General features: G+C 70.0%; 13 protein-coding genes. 6 read left to right on the top strand and 7 right to left on the bottom strand.

Annotated features, from left to right (window positions below; translation table 11 throughout):
- Window positions 1–310 precede the first annotated feature (310 nt).
- On the top strand, window positions 311–1,657 hold the full coding sequence (locus OIU81_RS13310; RefSeq protein ID WP_329147398.1) for a hypothetical protein: 1,347 nt from the start codon (window positions 311–313) through the stop codon (window positions 1,655–1,657).
- Here the strand turns inward: OIU81_RS13310 and OIU81_RS13315 are convergent.
- The 7 genes from OIU81_RS13315 to OIU81_RS13345 form a co-directional block, all read right to left on the bottom strand.
- Window positions 1,635–2,168, bottom strand: a complete 534-nt coding sequence (locus tag OIU81_RS13315; protein WP_329147399.1) for an NUDIX hydrolase — start codon at window positions 2,166–2,168, stop codon at window positions 1,635–1,637. The two genes, OIU81_RS13310 and OIU81_RS13315, sit on opposite strands and share 23 nt — an antisense overlap.
- A gap of 344 nt (window positions 2,169–2,512) precedes the next feature.
- Window positions 2,513–3,790, bottom strand: coding sequence for a thymidine phosphorylase (locus OIU81_RS13320; RefSeq protein WP_329147401.1), 1,278 nt, complete (start codon window positions 3,788–3,790; stop codon window positions 2,513–2,515).
- A 101-nt stretch (window positions 3,791–3,891) separates the two neighbouring features.
- Complete coding sequence (locus OIU81_RS13325) at window positions 3,892–4,293, bottom strand: cytidine deaminase (RefSeq protein WP_329147403.1); 402 nt, start codon at window positions 4,291–4,293, stop codon at window positions 3,892–3,894.
- Window positions 4,290–5,570 (bottom strand): ABC transporter permease, encoded by a 1,281-nt coding sequence (locus OIU81_RS13330; RefSeq protein WP_329147405.1) that lies wholly within the window; start codon window positions 5,568–5,570, stop codon window positions 4,290–4,292. The genes OIU81_RS13325 and OIU81_RS13330 overlap by 4 nt, the downstream gene beginning before the upstream one ends.
- Window positions 5,567–6,694, bottom strand: a complete 1,128-nt coding sequence (locus OIU81_RS13335; RefSeq protein ID WP_329155107.1) for an ABC transporter permease — start codon at window positions 6,692–6,694, stop codon at window positions 5,567–5,569. The genes OIU81_RS13330 and OIU81_RS13335 overlap by 4 nt, the downstream gene beginning before the upstream one ends.
- A 35-nt stretch (window positions 6,695–6,729) precedes the next feature.
- Window positions 6,730–8,268, bottom strand: a complete 1,539-nt coding sequence (locus tag OIU81_RS13340; protein WP_329147407.1) for an ABC transporter ATP-binding protein — start codon at window positions 8,266–8,268, stop codon at window positions 6,730–6,732.
- A 238-nt stretch (window positions 8,269–8,506) separates the two neighbouring features.
- The gene (locus OIU81_RS13345; protein ID WP_329147409.1) at window positions 8,507–9,538 is read right to left on the bottom strand and encodes a BMP family lipoprotein; all 1,032 of its coding nucleotides are present in this window, start codon (window positions 9,536–9,538) and stop codon (window positions 8,507–8,509) included.
- Between the two features lie 577 nt (window positions 9,539–10,115).
- On the opposite strand from OIU81_RS13345, the gene OIU81_RS13350 reads away from it, so the two are divergent.
- Genes OIU81_RS13350 through OIU81_RS13370 form a run of 5 tightly spaced genes read left to right on the top strand, consistent with a single transcriptional unit; the run spans window position 10,116 to window position 15,169 of the window.
- Window positions 10,116–10,727 (top strand): bacilysin biosynthesis protein BacA, encoded by a 612-nt coding sequence (locus OIU81_RS13350; RefSeq protein ID WP_329155109.1) that lies wholly within the window; start codon window positions 10,116–10,118, stop codon window positions 10,725–10,727.
- On the top strand, window positions 10,724–11,992 hold the full coding sequence (locus tag OIU81_RS13355; protein ID WP_329147410.1) for a DUF6421 family protein: 1,269 nt from the start codon (window positions 10,724–10,726) through the stop codon (window positions 11,990–11,992). Before OIU81_RS13350 ends, OIU81_RS13355 begins: the two co-directional genes overlap by 4 nt.
- Window positions 11,989–12,996 (top strand): DMT family transporter, encoded by a 1,008-nt coding sequence (locus OIU81_RS13360; RefSeq protein ID WP_329147412.1) that lies wholly within the window; start codon window positions 11,989–11,991, stop codon window positions 12,994–12,996. Before OIU81_RS13355 ends, OIU81_RS13360 begins: the two co-directional genes overlap by 4 nt.
- The gene (locus OIU81_RS13365) at window positions 12,993–14,276 is read left to right on the top strand and encodes an ATP-grasp domain-containing protein (RefSeq protein ID WP_329147414.1); all 1,284 of its coding nucleotides are present in this window, start codon (window positions 12,993–12,995) and stop codon (window positions 14,274–14,276) included. The genes OIU81_RS13360 and OIU81_RS13365 overlap by 4 nt, the downstream gene beginning before the upstream one ends.
- Window positions 14,273–15,169 carry a branched-chain amino acid aminotransferase gene (locus OIU81_RS13370; RefSeq protein ID WP_329147416.1) on the top strand — a complete coding sequence of 299 codons (897 nt, stop codon included), beginning with the start codon at window positions 14,273–14,275 and terminating at the stop codon, window positions 15,167–15,169. The genes OIU81_RS13365 and OIU81_RS13370 overlap by 4 nt, the downstream gene beginning before the upstream one ends.
- The last annotated feature ends 59 nt before the right edge of the window (window positions 15,170–15,228 follow it).

Genomic DNA, 15,228 nt, shown 5'->3' on the forward strand with positions numbered 1-15,228 from the left:
CCATTCCGAGAGAGCCGACGGAGTTCCGCTCCGTGCACCGGCGGCACGCACACGGCGGAAGGCCGCCGGTGGCGTCGGGGACCACTGGGTCCGCGCCCACGCGTACCTCCGTGAGGGAACCCCACGTCCGGCCGGAGTCGCGCGATACCCGCAGCGTCATCCGTACGTCTTCCTGTCCGTTCGCCATGGTCAGAAGAATCGCGATATGCGGGTCGGACCGGAAAGGCCAAGCGGATTACCCAACTTGGGCAACATCACTCATGGTTAGCTATGAGCGGCGATCCGTAGTCCTAGCGCCGGAGAGTGCCCGATGCCCGAGCCACCCCGCCCGAAGGACCTACCGGCCAGCCTGCTCACGGATCCGGTGATGATCAGGGCATGCCAGGTCAGAGACTTCGGCCGCATCTTCAAGCTGGTCAAGACCCGCGCAGGCATCTACCCGTCGATGATCGCGCGACGGTGCGACCTCACTCCCAGCCGTGTCGGCGAGGTGATCGCCGGGCGCCGACAGCTCCTGCACATGGACGTGATCGAGCGGATCTCGGACGGCCTGCGCATCCCCGGGCACATGCTCGGCCTGGCTCGGCACGCGTGGGAGGCCCCACAGAACCTGGCCGTCAGACCACGAGGATCGATCGAGACGCCGCCACCGGCGAACGAGCCATTGGCGGCGGGGTTGCCGGGAGCGGACGTGGACAGCATCCTCGCCCTGGCGGCCGAGCAGGACCTCAGCTCATCGACGCTGGACGCGCTACAGTCGTCGATCTCGGACTACTGGCGCCAGGACGACGAGCACGGCGGTGAGACCTTACGGCCGGCGGTCGTCGGCCAGCTTCGCTACGTGGTCGACCTCCTCAAGGAACAGCGTCCTGCTCCCATGCGGCACGGTCTGCACAGCATCGCCGCCGAACTGGCCCGGCTCACCGGGTGGACGTACTTCGATGCCCGCAAGTACAGCCAGGCACGCGCCTACTTCACGGAAGCTCTCGGGCTGGCCAGGGCCGTGAACGACCGCCAGTTCATGGCCAATGTGCTCGCCTGCATGAGCCTCCAAGCCACCTATCAGGACAAACCAGGGGACGCCCTCGCACTCGTCACGGCGGCCCAGGACCAAGCCCGGGGCCCCGACGGAACGACACCACGCGTGCTGGCCATGCTCGCGATGCGCGAAGCCTTCGCCCAGGCCACGCTGGGGAATCACGGCGCCGCCCACGGCGCGATTTCGGAGGCCCACACCCACTTCGGCCGGATCCGTGACGACGATCCGGACCCGGCATGGGTGGTCTACTTCGACGAGCCGAAGCTCATCGTCGACACCGGTATCGCGCACAGCCGACTGGGCGAATCAGCCATCGCCGAACCCCTGATCTCTGACGCCCTGCGCCGCGAACACCGGTCGAACCACCGAGGCCGTGCCTTCCACGCCATCTGGCTGGCCCGCACCCAGCTGCAGCGCGGAAAGCTCGACGAGGCGTGCCACACGGCCATGGACGCACTCGCCCCGGCGGCGGCCGTCGGCTCACCACGAGTCGCCGGCCACCTCCGGGAGTTCTACGAGCAGTTGGAGCCCTTCCGTCGGGATCCGGCCGCCGTGTCTTTCGAAGTCCGGCTCCGGGAAGTGCTACCCGCCCAGGTCAGCGGATCGCCTCGTCCATGAGCAGGTAGAGGAGTCCGACGAGAGAGCCGCTGCTGACGATCTCACGCCGGTCGATCATCCCTCGGATGTCGGCCAGGGGGATCCACTCGACCCGGTCCGACTCGTTCTTCTCGGTCGGCGGACCCTCGTACGTCGCCCCGTCGGCTCTGAACACGTAGTGCTGGGAGTCGGTGATGCCGTTGGCCGGCTCGGCGTAGATCAGGGGTTTGACGGGATCGGCACACCAGCCGGTTTCCTCCAAGACCTCACGGACCGCCGCCTCGGCCGGGGTCTCGCCCTCCTCGACCAGGCCCATGGGCAGTTCCCACGCCCAGGCGTTCGTGATGAAGCGGTGCCGCCACATCATCAGCACCTCGCGTCGCTCATTGACCACTGCGGCGACGGCCAAGTGGCGGAGCTTGACGACGTGGTGTTCCCAGCGGTGACCGTCCGGCGTCTCGACGTCGGTGAGCCACAGGTTCACCCACTCGTTCTCGTAGATCGGACGTTCCCCGTGGATCTTCCACTGCATCGCTGCGGCCCCTCTCGATCGGCCTTCAGCATCGCAGAGCCCGGCTGTACTTCAGCCGGATTCGAGAGATTTCACGTCACAGTGACGAATACAGTGTCGATTCGAAGACGAACGAGAGGTGCCGAATCGCGCGCGGTGGAAGCGTTCTTGCGGTGCCTCGCTGAGAGCCGCCGCCTTCCACGCCGTCGGCTGACGGCACCGCCCTCCTCGGCCTCGCCGCGATGGTGTGCGCCTCTGTCGGTATGTCACCGATCCCAGCAAGCCGAACGGGACCGGCGAAAGTCCACCGATCCCGTTCACATGTACAGGCCGCGTCATCAGCGGCCTCCGGCCGCGGGCCCAGGTCAGGCGATACGTTCCAGCACCACCGGGGTGGCGGCGAAGGCGGCGTTCTCGGGGCCGATGAGGACGCCGCCGTCGAGGGCCTCCAGGGCGTAGGGGAGCTTCTCGGGGGTGTCGGTGTGGAGGGTCAGCAGGGGCTGGCCGGCGGTGATCGGGTCGCCGGGCTTGGCGTGCATTTCGATGCCCGCGCCGGCCTGGACCGGGTCCTCCTTGCGGGCGCGGCCGGCGCCCAGGCGCCAGGCGGCGAGGCCGACGGCGTAGGCGTCGAGGGTGGTGAGGGTGCCGGAGGAGGAGGCGGTGACGACGTGCTGCTCGCGGGCGACCGGGAGGGGGGCGTCGGGGTCGCCGCCCTGGGCGGAGATCATGCGGCGCCAGTGGTCCATGGCGGAGCCGTCGGCGAGCGCCTTGGCCGGGTCGGCGTCCTTGAGGCCCGCCGCGTCGAGCATCTCGCGGGCAAGGGCGAGGGTGAGGTCGATGACGTCCTGGGGGCCGCCGCCGGCCAGCACCTCGACGGATTCGCGGACCTCGAGGGCGTTGCCGGCGGTCCGGCCGAGCGGGGTGGCCATGTCGGTGAGCAGGGCGACCGTCTTCACGCCGTGGTCGGTGCCCAACTCGACCATGGTGGAGGCAAGTTCGCGGGCGTTGTCGAGGTCCTTCATGAAGGCGCCGGAGCCGACCTTGACGTCCAGGACGAGGGAGCCGGTGCCCTCGGCGATCTTCTTGGACATGATGGAGGAGGCGATGAGCGGGATGGACTCGACGGTGCCGGTGACATCGCGCAGCGCGTAGAGCTTCTTGTCGGCGGGGGCCAGGCCGTCGCCGGCGGCGCAGATGACGGAGCCGACGTCGCGCAGCACGTCCAGCATCGCGGCGTTGGAGAGCGTCGCGCGCCAGCCGGGGATGGACTCCAGCTTGTCCAGGGTGCCGCCGGTGTGGCCCAGGCCCCGGCCGGAGAGCTGCGGGACGGCCGCGCCGCAGGCGGCGACGAGCGGGGCGAGCGGGAGGGTGATCTTGTCGCCGACGCCGCCGGTGGAGTGCTTGTCGGCGGTGGGGCGGGGCAGGGAGGAGAAGTCCATGCGCTCGCCGGAGGCGATCATCGCGGCGGTCCAGCGGGCGATCTCCGTGCGGTTCATGCCGTTGAGGAAGATGGCCATCGCCAGGGACGACATCTGCTCGTGGGCGACCTCGCCGCGGGTGTAGGCGTCGATCACCCAGTCGATCTGGGCGGGGGTCAGCTCGCCGCGGTCGCGCTTGGTACGGATGACGGAGATGACGTCCATGGACGGTTCCTTTCGAACGGGTAGGCCCCGTTCTACACGCATAGACACGAGGGTGGCCAGACCGGACGGGATCCGGCCACTCCTCGTGCGTCAGTGGGTCATCAGTGGGTCAGATGCCCCGGCCCGAAGGCGTCCGGGAGCAGCTCCGACAGCGGGCGGATGCCGGCCGCCGTGTCGCAGAGGAGGTCCGGGCCGCCGTGTTCCCACAGGAGCTGGCGGCAGCGGCCGCAGGGGACGAGGAGCTCGCCGTTGCCGTCCACGCAGGTGAAGGCGGTCAGCCGGCCGCCGCCGCCGGCGAACAGGGCGGAAACCAGGCCGCATTCGGCACAGAGGGAGAGGCCGTAGGAGGCGTTCTCGACGTTGCAGCCGGTGATCGTGCGGCCGTCGTCCACGAGGGCGGCGGCGCCGACGGGATAGCCGGAATAAGGGGCGTAGGCCCGGGACATCGCGTCCCGGGCCTGCGCGCGCAGTGCGGTCCAGTCGACCGGCACCGTGGGTGTCATGTGCCTTGTCCTCGGCGGTAGGGCCTGCCGTTCGCCTTCGGGGGCCGCAGCCGCTGGGCGGAGAGGGCGAGGACGAGCAGGGTGGCGATGTACGGGCTCGCCTCGACCAGTTCCAGCGGAACGGTGTCGGCCAGGAAGTACCAGCCTATGAGGGCGGCCGCGGCCACTGCCGACAACGCGGCCTGGGTGCGCTTGGCGGCGCGCAGCTTCAGCAGCGCGATCACCGTGAGCAGGGCGGCCAGGCCCAGCAGCAGGGCGTGGACGGTCGGGCCGCCGCTGCGCAGCTGCATGGCGTCCATGAAGCCGAACAGGCCCGCGCCCATCGCGACGCCGCCGGGACGCCAGTTGCCGAAGATCATCGTGGCGAGACCGATGTAGCCGCGGCCGCCGGTCTGACCGTCCTGGTAGAAGTGCACCCCGATGGAGAGGAAGGCACCGCCGAGGCCGGCCAGGGCGCCGGAGACCAGGACCGCCGCGTACTTGTACGAGTAGACGTTGACGCCCAGCGACTCGGCCGAGACCGGGGCCTCGCCGCAGGAGCGCAGCCGCAGGCCGAACGAGGAGCGCCACAGCACGTAGAAGGTGCCGACGAACAGGCCGATGGTCAGCAGCGTGAGCCAGGAGACGTTGGTGACGGCGGCGCCGAGGATGCCGGCCAGGTCCGAGACGAGGAACCAGTGGTGGCCCTCGACGGAGTTGAGCCAGTCCGACAGGCCGGGGACGGTGAAGCTCGGCATGTCGGGCATCGGCGGGGACTGCTTGTCGTTGCCGCCGGCGAGCATCGCCGCGCTGCCCTCCTGGCCGAACCACAGGGTGGCCAGGTACTGGGTGGCGCCGAGCGCCAGGATGTTGACCGCGACGCCGGAGACGATGTGGTCGACGCCGAAGGTGACGGTGGCGACGGCGTGGATGAGGCCGCCGAGCGCGCCGCCGATGATGCCGGCCAGTGCCGCGGCCCAGGGGCCGTGCTGCCAGCCGATCCAGCCGGCCGCGAACGAGCCGAGCATCATCATGCCTTCGAGGCCGATGTTGACCACGCCGGCCCGCTCGGACCACAGTCCGCCCAGGCCCGCCAGGCCGATCGGCACGGCGGCGCTCAGTGCGGCGCCGAACTGGCCGGTGGAGGTGAGGTCCGCGGTGCCGGTGACGGCCCGCAGGACGGAGACCGCAACCAGCGCGCCGGCGACGATCAGCAGGATCCAGGGGTAGGTCAGCTTGCGCCGCCCGCTCTTCCCGGGGACCGCGAGCTTCGTCGCGGTCTTGAGGTCCGTACTCACGCCGACACCTCCGGCTTGTTGTCCGACTTGTCGGCGGTGGACAGGGCGGCCAGCTCCTCGCCGACCTTGCGCTGCTGCAGGCGCAGCCCGTAGCGGCGCACGATCTCGTAGGCGATGACGACGCAGAGCACGATGACGCCCTGGATGACGCCGACGATCTCCTGCGCATAGCCCTCGAACTCCAGGCGGGAGCCGGTGCGGTCGAGGAACGCCCACAGCAGGGCGCCGAAGGCCATCCCCACCGGGTGGTTGCGGCCGAGCAGGGCGATGGCGATACCGGTGAAGCCGATGCCGGCCGGGAAGTCCGTGCCGTACTGGAAGGACTCGCCGAGCAGGGTGGGCATGCCGACCAGGCCGGCCGCGGCACCCGACAGCAGCATGCTGCTGACGACCATGCGCTTGACGCTGACACCGCTGGCCTCGGCGGCCGACTCGGAGGCGCCCACGGCGCGCAGGTCGAAGCCGAAGCGGGTGCGGTTGATGCCGAACCAGTACAGCGCGCCGGCCAGTACCGCGATCACCACGAAGCCGTAGACCGGCTTGGGGTGGGTGGGGAAGGAGAAGAAGTGGCTGGAGGCCGGGAGGAACTTGGTGTGCAGGAGGTTGCCGTCCTTGATGGCGAGGCGGCCGTCCTGCAGGAAGTAGCCGATGATCGAGGCGGCGATGGCGTTCAGCATGATCGTGGTGATCACTTCGCTGACGCCGCGGGTGGTCTTCAGCAAACCCGCGATGCCCGACCAGAGGGCGCCCACCAGCATCGCGATGACGATGAGCAGGATGATCTGGATCGCGCCGGGGAGGGCAATGGCCCCGCCCACGGCCGCGGCCGCGAACGCCGCCAGGCGGTACTGGCCGTCGACGCCGATGTTGAAGAGGTTCATGCGGAAGCCGATGGCGACCGCCAGCGCCGAGAGGTAGTACGGCACCGCCTTGTTGATGATCCAGACCTGGCTGTCGCTGTAGTGGCCGTAGTCGGCCATGATCCCGTAGGCCCGGAAGGGGTTCTCGCCGGACGCGAGGAACACCAGGGAGGAGATCACTATCGCGGCGACGATGGCCAGGACGGGCGCGGCGATCGCGAGGATCACCTTGTCGCGGGTGGCGCTGCGGGCGATGGCGTCCACGACGGGGTTCTTGCCGGCGTTCTTGGTGGAGGTGCTCACTTCTGCTCACCGCCCTGCTCGGCGCCGTTCGGCGTACCGTCGTCCGACGCGCCGTCCTCCGGCGCGGTGAGGTGGCCGCTGGCGGCACCGGTCATGGCGGAGCCCAACTCCTCCGGGGTGATGACGGCGGGATCCGCGTCCGCGACCAGCCGGCCCCGGTACATCACCCGCAGGGTGTCGGACAGCCCGATCAGCTCGTCCAGGTCGGCAGAGATCAGCAGTACCGCCAGGCCCTCGCGCCGCGCCTCGCGGATCTGTTCCCAGATCTGCGCCTGCGCGCCGACGTCGACCCCGCGGGTGGGGTGGGCGGCGATCAGCAGCTTGGGCCGGTGGCTCATCTCGCGGCCGACGATCAGCTTCTGCTGGTTGCCGCCGGAGAGCGAGGACGCGGTGACCTCGATGCCGGGCGTGCGCACGTCGTACTCGGCGACGATGCGCGCGGTGTCCTTGCGGGCGCCGGCCAGATCGAGCAGCTTGCCCTTGCTGTTGGGCCGCTCGGTGACGTGGCCCAGGATGCGGTTCTCCCACAGCGGGGCTTCCAGCAGCAGGCCGTGGCGGTGGCGGTCCTCGGGGATGTAGCCGATGCCGCCCTTGCGCCGGGCGCGGGTGGAGGCGCCGGACAGGTCCGTGCCGTCCAGGGTGACGGTGCCGTGGTCGGGGCTGCGGGTGCCCATGACGGCCTCGACGAGCTCGGCCTGGCCGTTGCCCTCGACACCGGCGACGCCCAGCACCTCGCCCTTGTGGATGGTGAAGGAGATGCCGTCCAGGACGGTGCGGACGACCCCGTCGGAGTCGGTCGCGGACAGGTGGAGATCGCGCACGCGCAGCATCTCCTCGTCCGTGACGGTCGACTCGCGGGTCTGAGGCGAGGGCAGTTCGCTGCCGACCATCAGCTCGGCGAGCTGCTGGGACGTGGTCCCGGACGGCTCGACCGAGGCCACGGTCGTGCCACGCCGTATGACGGTGATCTCATCGGCGACCGAGAGCACCTCGCCCAGCTTGTGCGAGATGAAGATGACGGTCAGGCCCTCGGACTTGAGCTCGCGCAGGTTGTCGAAGAGCGCGTCGACCTCCTGCGGGACCAGGACCGCGGTCGGCTCGTCGAGGATGAGGGTGCGGGCGCCGCGGTAGAGGACCTTGAGGATCTCCACCCGCTGGCGGTCGGCGACACCGAGGTCCTCGACCAGGACGTCCGGGCGGATGTGCAGCCCGTAGGCGTCGGAGAGTTCCTTTATCTTCGCGCGGGCGCCGGCACCGATGCCGTGCAGCTTCTCCGCACCGAGGACGGTGTTCTCCAGGACGGTGAGGTTGTCGGCCAGCATGAAGTGCTGGTGGACCATGCCGATGCCGCGGGCGATGGCGTCGCCCGGGGTGTGCAGGGTGACCTGCTCGCCGTCCAGCACGATGGTGCCCTCGTCCGGCTTCTGCATGCCGTAGAGGATCTTCATCAGGGTGGACTTGCCGGCACCGTTCTCGCCGCAGAGGGCGTGGACGGTACCGCGGCGCACGGTGAGATGGATGTCGTGGTTGGCCACGACGCCGGGGAACCTTTTGGTGATTCCGCGGAGTTCTACAGCGGGGGCGTCCGGGCCGGCCGGGCCACTGCTCGTGGATGCTGCGTTGATGGCGCACTCCCCTCGGGGATGACGGTGCGGAAAGGACGAAGAACAAGAAGGCGGGACCGGAAGGTCACAGGGGGACGCGGGGACCGCCCCCCGGGGCCGGCGCTGCGGCGTCCCGGGGTGGACCGTCGTCCCTGGCTACGGCGACTGACTACGGCGTCTCCTTGACCTTCACCTTGCCCTCGATGATCTTCTTCCGGGCCGCGTCGATCTGCGGCTGGATGTCCTTGATGAAGCCGCCCGAGGTAGCGAGCGAGACGCCCTGGCGCTTGAGGTCGTAGGCGTGGATGCCGGTCAGCGGCTTGTGGTCCTCGTAGCTCTTGATCAGGTCGAACACGGCCACATCGACGTTCTTCACGACCGAGGTCAGGATGTGGTCCTTGTACTGGGCCAGACCGGGCTGGCGGTACTGGTCGGAGTCCACACCGATCGCCCAGACGCCCTTGTGCTTGCTGATCTCCTCGATGGAGCCGGCGCCCGACTGTCCGGCCGCCGTGTAGATCACGTCGATACCGCTGTCGATCATGCCCGCGGCCTTGGCCTTGGCGGCCGCCGGGTCGTTGAAGCCCTTGTCGTTGTTCGGGTAGAGGTACTGCGAGACGACCTTGGTCTTCGGGTCGGTGTCGCGTACGCCCTGCTCGAAACCGGCCTGGAACTTCTGGATCAGCGCGTTGTTCACGCCACCGATGAAGCCCACTTTGTGGGTCTTGCTCTTCAGCGCCGCGGCCACGCCGGCCAGGTAGGAGCCCTCGTGCTCGGCGAAGACCATGGCGTCGACGTTCTTGCCCTGGGGCACGGCGTCCACGACACCGAAGGTGGTGTCGGGGAAGTCCTTGGCGACGTTCTGCACGGACTGGCTGTAGGCGAAGCCGACGCCGATGACCGGGTTGTAACCGGCTTCGGCGAAGGACGACAGCCGCTGCTCGCGGTCCGCCTCGGTCTCACCGTTCTTGGCGGTGAGCATCTTGACCTTGACACCCAGCTTCTTCTGGGCGTTCTCGGTACCGCGGGCGGCCGCCTCGTTGAACGAGTGGTCGTCCCGGCCGCCGATGTCGAAGGCCAGTCCGACGCCCGCGTGCTTGGCGCGATTGGCCTCGGCGAAGCTCTGTCCGCACGCGGTGGCGGTGAACGCGAGACACGTGGTCGCGGTAGCCGCGGCGGCAATCCTGATGACCCGACGCACGGGGCCTTCCCTTCGCTCTAAGCGCCCCCTTTGGCGCTGGCTTGTGGGAGATTAACGCGCGTAGACCTGGCGCAAAACCCTCCACTGCGTGGACGTTATCGATTCGAGGCGTAGAGCCCCTCGCCCCGACAACCCGGGCGATTTGCGAAGCCCGTCCGGACTGACCGCCGGAACATACAGATATGCGCGCTTTGCGAATACTGGCCCGCCCCATGAGTTCGATCTTGAGTGCCGCGACAAGGGCGGTCCGGGATCGCCTCGACGACGGGGCGTGCGCGCTCGGGGAAGCAGAGGCGCCCGGGGATGGCCCACGCCCCGCCGGCCGCGAAAGCGGCACACACCGTCGTCCGTGGATAGCCGGACTTTCACGAGCAAGCCATATTTGTCCTTATTTGTGCTCTTGATATGCAAGAAGCCGTACCAGATGTATTGCACCGGACAGCGCTGGATTGTTTGATCGTTTCTGTTGGGCGTCGTGCCGAGGCCGACGCGGGAGGCCGGTGAGACCACCGGCCGCCACGAGGGGATCCGGCCCTGGGCATCACCAGGGACCGCGTAAGCAGGGGGAATCGTGACCATGGCCACTGAGCCGCGCCGCCGTACGGGCATAGGCGCGGACAGCATCCGATACGTCCACACACTCGGCCCGCACGGGACGAATCTGGAATCCGCGGCCCACGAGTGGCTGCACCGGCGGGGCATCGACGGGAAGGTCGAACTCCACCCCTCCCTGGAGGCCGCCCTGGATGCGGTGCCCGACGATGGGGAGCACGCGCTGGCGGCCTGTGCGGTCTACCCGGCGCTGCACACGCTGACGTTCGGGAACCTGCACCGACTGCACATGGTCGACAGCTTCCTCATGCCGACCCACAACATGGTCCTGGCCAGCGCGGGAGCGGACGCTCCCCGCACCGTCTCCACCCACCCCGCCCCGGTCGGACTGGTGTCCGAGGAAGCCGAGCCCCGGCTGGTGCTGAGCAACTCCCAGGCCGCCATCGACTGCGCGGCAGGCCGAAGCGAGGGGTGCATCACGACCATCGTCGCCGCTGAGCGGTACGGGCTGCGTGTCCTGCGGGACTACGGCCCGGTGCCCATGGTCTTCACCATCCACCAGGTGTACGCGGTGGACGCAGTGAAAGCAGTGGACGCAGCGGCCGGCCGGCCGGCGAGCACGGGAGCGCGGCTGTGACGACGAGTGCCCCCATCGGCGCCGCCCTGCGTGCCGAGGCGGCGGACCTCGCCGGCTCCCTCATCCCCAAGGTCAACCGCTTCCGCCTGCGCCAGGCCGACAACGGTGCGGTGCGCGAGCCGGGTGCCTCCGATCGGGAACTGCTCACCGGGATCCGGGACGAGGCCATCGCCTGGTACAGCCGTAACGGGCGGGCCCACCAGGCCGACGCACTGGCCGACGACGTGCACGACTGGCTCGCCGACGGCCTCGACCACGCGCCGCACTTCGCCCGTTCCCGGGACGCGCTCCAGCCGCCGGCCGACGGGACGCCGGTGTTCTTCCTGGCTCCCGCGCAGAGCACCAACAGCGTGCCGCCGGTCGGCAAGCGCCTGGACTGCTTCTTCGCGCTGCGCAGAGAACCCGCGGCGCTGCCGCGACTGGCCACGGCCTTTCCCCATCCCAAAAACAACTGCCAGTCGCTGGTGCTCCTCACAGGCAGCCACGGCTTCGCGCACGGCAACTGCATCGTGTTCTTCCCCGAGAACGTGGCCGCGCGCGACAGGGTCGAAGAGCAGGCGTACGCGATGTTCTTCTACAACAAGATGCGGAAGATCCACGAGACGTACGCCCTGCCCGGGGCCGAGGCGGTGCTCACCGCCGACTCCGTGCCACGGGCCTCGTCCGGCCTGGCCCCGGAGGTCTGTTACGAGGCCCGCGCGATCTGGGGCTATCTGCACGACTCCCTGCACTACCAGGGACGTTGGCCGTTCGATCAGCACATCTCGCTGAAGATGAACTGGTTCGTGGGCCTCCTGGAGGAGACCAAGGTCGACGCCAGGACCGTCCTCGCCTGTGCGGACGGCGGGGTGCCGTTCGCACAGGAGCAGATCGACATGATCCTGCTGGAGCGCGTCTTCCGCTACCCGCTGGCGGACGACGCGACGCGGAACTTCGACTCCGGCACCGGCGTCTTCCTCTACTCCTGGCTGCGCGAGCACGGCGCGCTGACGGGCTCGCCCGAGGCCGGCGGCCTGCTGCGGCTGGACCGGGACAAGGCACTCGACGCCCTGCGCCAGTACGTGGCCACCGTCGAGGAGCTCGAAGAGCGGGTCGCCACCGACGACGAGTACCGGGCCGCCGCGAAGGCCCTCGTCCGTACCTACCTGCCTGCGGGCGAGCCGAAGCAGCGGTACCGGTTCACCGAGGACCAGAGCGTCCTGCTGCGGGCCAAGCGGCCGCTGGCCGGGCTGCCGCCGCTGCGCTTCGCGGAGGCGGAGTGGTGAGTGCGGCCCTGCCTCATGAGGGCCGCAACGGCCGCCTCGTGGTCCCCGTCCTGTCCTGCCTGATGGTGCTGCTGCTGGCGACCGGATGGGTGGTGTCCGGGAAGCTGGTCAGTGACACCCCTCCGCTGGCCGTCGCGGCCGGTCGCACCGCGGCGAGCTTTGTGGCCATCAGCGCGATCTCCGCGCTGCGGCCCCGGACCTGGCCCGCGATACGGGCCGGCGCCGGCCGGTGGCGGGCCGTCGCGCTCCTCGCGTTCCTGGGGTTCTTCGCCTACTACACGGGGACGCTGCTCGGCGTCGACCGGATCGGCGCGTCCCGGGTGGGCCTGGTGGTGTCCCTCCTGCCGTGCCTCACCTTCGCCATCGGCATCGTGGCCTTCCGCGAACAGGCGGGCCTGCGCAAGGTCGTGGGAGCCGTCCTCGCTGTCGCCGCGGCGCTCGGCTATGCGCTGGGCGACGGGCCGGCGAGCGGCGGCGCCGGTAGCGGAGTGCTGGTCACCGGCGTCCTGTTCGCTCTCGCGGGCACGTTCGCCTACGCCCTGTACGGCTACGTCTACCGGCAGCACATGTCCGACGTGCCACCCATCGCCGCACTCCCCGCGGTCACGGGCGCGGGCACCGTCATGCTGGGAGCGGCCGCGGTCGTCCACGTACCGCTGGGCACCATCAGCGCCGGTCAATGGGCGGGAGTCGCGGCGCTCGGCGCCGCGCTCACCGCGCCCGTCTTTCTGATCTCCCATGAACTGATCCTGCGCAAGGGCCCGTTGTTCACGTCCGCCGTCGCACTGACGGTGCCGTTCCTGGTGCGGCTGGGCGAGTGGGCGTGGGGCGAGGCGCCCGCGCCGGGCCCGGCCGCCTTCCTGTTCCTGGCGCTGTGTGCCGTGGGCGTGTGGATGACGGTCGCCGCGACACCCCCCGCGCCGGTCCCGACGCCTGCCGCGGCGCCGGTCGCGGAGAACCACCAGCCCCTGAGCCCGGCCGAACCCGAGAGAAGCACCTCGTGACAGCAGCACGCGCACCGCGCCCCACCGTCGTCCTGGTGTACCAGCGCACCTCGCTCCCCTGGGTCTTCGACAGCGCGCGGCGAGCAGGTATCGACCTCATCCTGGTCCCGCGCCCCGACGAGCCCGTGCCCCCCGACCGGTTGCCGCCCGCCGTGGTGGACGTGCTCCCCCTGGACGTGGAGGGCGATCCGGCCGCGGCCCTGGCCGCCCTGGGCGAACGGCACAAGAACGTGCCGTTCGACGGGATCACCACGCTCTACGACCCGGCCGTTCCGTTCGTCGCCGAGGCAGCCGAAGCGCTCGGACTGCCCGGTCTCGGCAGTGGCACCGCGAGGGCCGTGCAGGACAAACGGATCATGCGCCGCCGCCTGGCCGAAGCGGGGCTGAACGTCCCCGGTTTCGTCGTCCTGGACGACCCCGGTACACCGGCCGACGCCACCGGGCTCGACTTCCCGGTCGTGGTCAAGCCGGCCAACGGCTTCTCCAGCCTCGGTGTGACCAAGGCGGACAGCGCGGAGCGGCTCGGCGCCGTGGTCGACGAGGTGTGGCAGGTCTGCCGGAGCAAGTTGCACCAGGTCACAGGTCTGGTCGTCGAGGAGTTCCTGGACGGCCCGGAACTCGCCGTGGAGTCCTTCGCCCACCGTGGCACGGTCCAGGTGCTGACCGTCGGTTACAAGGGCGAGCCGGTCGGCCCGCACTTCGAGGAGGGCGTCTACCGAGCCCCGGCCCTGCTTCCGCCGCACGTCCAGGACGCCGTGGTGCGCGAGGTCGTCGCTGCCCACTCGGCTCTCGGGGTGACCGACGGTCCGACCCACACCGAACTGCGGCTGCGCGGCGGCGAGCGCCCTTACCTGCTGGAACTCGGCGCTCGCATCGGTGGTTCGGGCGTCTCCCACTACATCGCCGAGCACGTCACCGGAGCCGACCTGGCCGCTGACGCGCTGCGCCTGGCCGCGGGCCTCGCTCCCTGCTCCCTGCCCGACTCGCCGGCACAGCCGGCCCGGGCGAGGGGCGCGGCGGCCAACTACATCGTGCCGTGCGGGGGCTCGGGACGGATCACCGCCCTCCACGGGCTGGCGGAAGTGGCCGGGGACCCCCGGGTGGACCACGTCGTCCAGATGCTGTATCCGGGCGACGTCGTACGCCCCTACCCCCACTTCACCGGCTATCCGGCGTTCATCCTCTCCCACCACCCGTCCACCGAGGACGCGGAGGAATTCCACCGGGACCTCGCACACCTCATCCGTATCGACTACGCACCGGCAGGGGACGCCCAGTGAGTACGCCCGCTCTCGACGACCGCGACGGCGTCATCTGGCTCGACGGCCGGTTCGTGCCCTGGCGTGACGCCCGGCTGCACGTCCTCACCCACGGCCTCCACTACGGGGGCGGCGTGTTCGAGGGCGAACGGGTCTACGACGGCCGGGTCTTCAAATTGACCGAGCACACGCAGCGGTTGCACGCGTCGGCGCGGGAACTCGGCTACCGCATTCCGTTCTCCGTCACGGAGCTGGAGGAGGCGACGCGCGAACTCATCCGCAGGCAGGGCATCGGCAACGGCTACGTCCGGCCGGTGGCCTGGCGTGGCAGTGAGCAGATCAGCGTGTCCAGTGGGGACTCCTCCGTCCATGTCGCCCTCGCCACCTGGGAATGGCCCCATGTCTTCTCGGCCGACGCCAAGAAGCGCGGCATCCGGTTGGGCACCTCGCGCTGGCGGCGGCCCGCGCCGGACACCGCTCCCGTCCGGGCCAAAGCGGCCTCCCTGTACAACATCTGCACCCTGGCGCGCGATGACGCCGACCGGGCCGGCTTCGACGACGCGCTGCTGCTGGACTACCGCGGCCATGTCGCGGAGGCCACCGGAGCCAACCTCTTTCTCGTGGCCGGGGAAACGCTGCACACTCCGACGGCCGACTGCTTCCTTGCCGGCATCACCCGGCAGACGGTGCTCGACCTGGCGGGCGACCTCGGCATCCGCGTGGTCGAACGGCACATCCGCCCCGAGGAACTCGGCGGGTTCGACGAGTGTTTCCTCACCGGTACGGCCTACGAGGTCCAACCGGTCCGGGCGATCGACGCGCACGAGTACCGGGTGGGCAGGACGACCACCGCCCTGGCGGAGGCCTACGCCCGGCTGGTCCGCTCGGCGGACCGCAGTACAGCGGCCCGTTGAACGGCGCGGGGCCGGCTCCTGTGGGGCCTCCCGCAGCCGGAGCGCGCCGGCACTCCCGG

This window comes from Streptomyces sp. NBC_01454, from assembly GCF_036227565.1.
Classification (GTDB): domain Bacteria; phylum Actinomycetota; class Actinomycetes; order Streptomycetales; family Streptomycetaceae; genus Streptomyces.

What these genes read in the sequence shown, in the direction of transcription:
- OIU81_RS13320 (WP_329147401.1), bottom strand. Translation starts at nt 3,790, where the DNA reads ATGGACGTCATCTCCGTCATCCGTACCAAGCGCGACCGCGGCGAGCTG.
- OIU81_RS13315 (WP_329147399.1), bottom strand. Translation starts at nt 2,168, where the DNA reads ATGCAGTGGAAGATCCACGGGGAACGTCCGATCTACGAGAACGAGTGG.
- OIU81_RS13350 (WP_329155109.1), top strand. Translation starts at nt 10,116, where the DNA reads ATGGCCACTGAGCCGCGCCGCCGTACGGGCATAGGCGCGGACAGCATC.
- OIU81_RS13325 (WP_329147403.1), bottom strand. Translation starts at nt 4,293, where the DNA reads ATGACACCCACGGTGCCGGTCGACTGGACCGCACTGCGCGCGCAGGCC.
- OIU81_RS13310 (WP_329147398.1), top strand. Translation starts at nt 311, where the DNA reads ATGCCCGAGCCACCCCGCCCGAAGGACCTACCGGCCAGCCTGCTCACG.